A 3,845-nucleotide genomic window follows, 5' to 3' on the forward strand; every position below is an offset into this window, starting at 1 on the left:
CTACGACAGCGCCGGCGACAGCGTCTTCCTCGCCCATGTCACCAAGATCGCCGCAACCGACATGCTCTTCGCCTGAGACGAAGACGACGTTAGGGAAGGGCACCCCGGCCAGGGTACCCTTCCCTTCTTCGTCCCTTTTCCCCAATGGCCCATCGCATGCTATGCGCCGGCCCATGACCATTGACGCCTCCCCCCGTCCCCCAAGCCTCACGTCCTGCCGCCGCGTGGTGGTCAAGATCGGCTCCGCCCTGGTGGTGGAGGAGCGGACGGCGGTGCCGCGGGACGCCTGGCTTGCCTCCGTCGCCGCCGATGTCGCGGCCATGCGGGCGCGGGGGACGGAGGTGGTGATCGTCTCCTCCGGAGCCATCGCCCTGGCCCGCCATGCGCTCGGCCTTACGCGCAAGCGACTCAAGCTCGAGGAAAAGCAGGCGGCTGCGGCGGTCGGGCAGATCCGTCTGGCCGGTGCCTGGGAAAAGGCCCTGGCCGGCCACGGGATGCCGGCGGCGCAGCTCCTGCTCACGCTGGAAGACAGCGAGGACCGCCGGCGCTACCTCAATGCCCGCGCCACCCTGGGCACCCTGCTGGAGTTGGGCTGCATCCCGGTCATCAATGAAAACGACACGGTGGCAACGGCCGAAATCCGCTTCGGCGACAATGACCGGCTGGCCGCCCGCGTCGCCGAGATGATTGCTGCGGATGCACTGATCCTGCTCTCCGACATCGACGGGCTTTATACCGCCGACCCCAAGCGCGACCCGGCGGCGGCGCATCTGCCGGTCGTCGAGACCCTGACGGAGGATATCATGGCCATGGGGGGCGACCCGCCGCCCGGCTATTCCTCCGGCGGGATGCGGACCAAGCTGATCGCGGCGAAGATCGCCACCGGGGCCGGCTGCGCCATGGCGATCGCGCTCGGCAAGCGGAATCACCCTTTGCGCGCGATGGAAGACGGCGCCCGCTGCACCTGGTTCCTGCCATCGCCCGAGGGTCGCACCGCGCGCAAGCGGTGGATTGCCGGCAGCCTCGCGCCGCTGGGGGCACTGGTCGTGGATGCCGGGGCAGCCAGGGCGCTCGGCCGCGGCTCCTCGCTGCTGCCGGCCGGGGTGCGCAGCGTCGAGGGCAGCTTCCTGCGAGGCGACCCGGTCAGCGTGCGGGATACCGAAGGGCGAGAGGTGGCGCGAGGGCTCTCGGCCTATGATGCCGCGGATGCCGGGCGCATCGCTGGCCACCGGTCGGAGGAAATCGAGGCCATTCTCGGCTGGCGCGGCCGCGATGAGGTCGTGCACCGCGACGACCTGGTGGTGCTCTAGCCGCGACCCTGGATGGGCTGAGGGGGTGGGCATCCTTCGGCCAACCTCGACGGCCATGGTCGCCACCGCCCCGCACGCCGACTACGACGCGGCCATCGGCGCCAGCATCCAGATGGCCCGCGACGGCTTCCTGGGCCGGGGCAAATCCTGCAACCCGCCGGACCCTGTATCGAGAGGCTACAGGTCACGACCTGACCGACAGGCTGGAGCTACTCCCTTATTACGACTGCTGGTTTTGGGCCGGCGCGCCGGGGCCCAGAGTTTCGTGCCAAGCTCATGCGGGATCCGGTTTGCCGGGCTGCGCCTGCCGCGCTAGTCCTGTCCTCCTGGAGGACCACCCCGTGAACGCCATCACCGATCCCGTTGCCGCCCTGCTCGAGACCGCCGCGCGCGCCGCCAAGGCCGCCGCCGCCGACCTCGCGCGTGCGCCTCGACCGGTGAAGGATCTGGCGCTGCGGGAAGCCGCCCTGGCGTTGCGGGCCTCGGCGCCGGCGATCCTCGTAGCGAACGAGGCCGATGTGGCCGCCGCGCCCGACCTCTCCGCCGCATTCCGCGACCGGCTGACCCTGACCCCGGCCCGGGTCGAGGCGATGGCCCGCGGGCTGGAGGAGGTGGCCGAGTTGCCCGACCCCGCCGGCCGCGTGCTGAGCGAATGGACCCGGCCCAATGGCCTCGTCATCCGCCGCATCGCCCAGCCGCTCGGCGTCATCGGCATGATCTTCGAGAGCCGGCCCAATGTCGCCGCCGATGCCGCCGCGCTCTGCCTGAAGTCCGGCAATGCCGTCATCCTGCGCGGCGGGCGCGAGAGCCTGCGCAGCGTCGCCGCCATTCATGCCGCGATGGCCGCCGGCCTCCGCGCCGCCGGCCTGCCCGAGGCCTGCGTCCAGGTAGCGCCCACCGCCGACCGCGGCTTCGTTGGCGCCATGCTGCGTGCCGCCGGCCTCATCGACCTCATCATCCCGCGCGGCGGCAAGGGGCTGGTGACACGGGTGCTGGAAGAGGCGCGCGTCCCCGTCCTCGCCCATGCCGAGGGGCTTTGCCACACCTATATCCATGCCGCCGCCGATCCGGCCATGGCCCGCACCATCCTGGCCAATGCCAAGATGCGCCGCACCGGCGTCTGCGGCGCGACCGAGACGCTGCTGATCGATGCCGCCATCGCGCCTTCCCTGCTGCCGCTGCTGGTCGCCGACCTGCGGGCCCTGGGCTGCGACTTCCGCGCCGATGCCGCCGCCCGCGCGATCTGTCCTGAACTGCCGGCCGCGACCGAGGCCGATTTCGGCACCGAATGGCTGGACAGCATCCTCTCGGTCGCGGTGGTCGAGGGCGTGCCGGCCGCGCTGGCCCATATCCGCCGCTTCGGGTCGGAGCATACCGAGGCCATCGTCACCGAGGATGCGGGCGCTGCCATGGAATTCCTCAACGGCCTCGATTCCTCGGTCGGGCTCTGGAATGCTTCCACCCAGTTCTGCGACGGCGGCGAATTCGGCTTCGGCGCCGAGATCGGCATCGCCACCGGGCGGCTGCATGCCCGCGGCCCGGTCGGCCTGGAGCAGCTCTGCACCTACCGCTACCATGTGATCGGGAGCGGACAGGTCAGGCCCTGAACCCTCCCCAACCGGAGGGACCCCTCATGTGCTGCCCGATCCTGAGCCTCCGCGTCCGGTGACGGCGCAGCCCGGCACATGGGGTGACGGTCGCCGGGCGCGGATCGGGCTGCTCGGCGGCAGCTTCAATCCGGCGCATGCAGGGCACCGGCATGTCGCGGATCGGGCGCTGCGGGCGCTGCGGCTGGACCAGGTCTGGCTGCTGGTCTCGCCCGGCAATCCGCTGAAGCCGAAGCGCGGCATGGCACCCTTCGAGGAACGGTTGGCCTCGGCCAGACGCATCGCCGACGGCCGCAGGGTCGTGGCAACCGATATCGAGGCCCGGCTCGGCACCCGCTTCACCGTGGCGACGCTCGCTTTGTTGCGACAGCGCTTCCCGCGGGTGCGCTTCGTGTTGCTGGTGGGGGCTGACAACCTCACCCAGTTGCCACGCTGGAAGCGCTGGCGGGAGTTGCTGCGGGCGACGCCGCTGGCGGTACTGCCCCGGCCCGGGGAGACCCGCCGGGCACTCTCGGGCCAGGCAGCGCGGGTGATGGCGCGGCACCGACGGCACCCTGGCGCGTTGCTGCCAAAGGAATTCGCTGCGGGTTCCTGTGGCCATGCGGGCTGGACCCTGGTACCGGCACGCGAACACCCGGCCTCCGCCACCGCAATCCGCCGCGCGGCCGGCATCGTGGTATAGCACCACCCCATAGCAAGACAGAGGAGGCGGCCATCGCGCGCTCGCCCAAGCCCCCCACCGGGGGCAAGACCACCAGCACCACCCGCCGCCCCGCAAAGCCCGTCCAGGGCGCCAAGGCCCCGGCGAAGCCACGTGCGCCGAAGCCCGCCGCCCCGGCAACGCCGCGGATTGCAGGTAAGCAGGCGCCCCGCGGCAGCGCCGCGGCAAAGCCGCCCGCCCGCCCCCGCGCGGCGGGCGGCATTGCCG

At 71.7% G+C, this 3,845-nt stretch carries 4 protein-coding genes; 3 read left to right on the forward strand and 1 reads right to left on the reverse strand.

Features of this window, described 5'->3' with window-relative positions; all coding sequences use genetic code 11:
* Positions 1-181 (reverse strand): hypothetical protein (locus tag AC0IW9_RS30100; RefSeq protein WP_471651986.1); only part of this gene is annotated, 181 nt, incomplete at its 3' end.
* Here AC0IW9_RS30100 and proB point away from each other — a divergent pair.
* The 3 genes from proB (at position 174) to AC0IW9_RS30115 (ending at position 3,599) form a co-directional block, all read left to right on the forward strand.
* Positions 174-1,310, forward strand: coding sequence for a glutamate 5-kinase (gene proB, locus AC0IW9_RS30105; RefSeq protein WP_471651987.1), 1,137 nt, complete (start codon positions 174-176; stop codon positions 1,308-1,310). The two genes, AC0IW9_RS30100 and proB, sit on opposite strands and share 8 nt — an antisense overlap.
* A gap of 350 nt (positions 1,311-1,660) precedes the next feature.
* Positions 1,661-2,917: a glutamate-5-semialdehyde dehydrogenase gene (locus AC0IW9_RS30110; protein ID WP_471651989.1), complete on the forward strand. Its 1,257-nt coding sequence runs from the start codon at positions 1,661-1,663 to the stop codon at positions 2,915-2,917.
* Positions 2,918-2,945: 28 nt separating this feature from the next.
* Positions 2,946-3,599 (forward strand): nicotinate-nucleotide adenylyltransferase, encoded by a 654-nt coding sequence (locus AC0IW9_RS30115; RefSeq protein WP_471651988.1) that lies wholly within the window; start codon positions 2,946-2,948, stop codon positions 3,597-3,599.
* The last annotated feature ends 246 nt before the right edge of the window (positions 3,600-3,845 follow it).

The sequence above is a fragment of the Belnapia sp. AC561 genome (assembly GCF_979252845.1).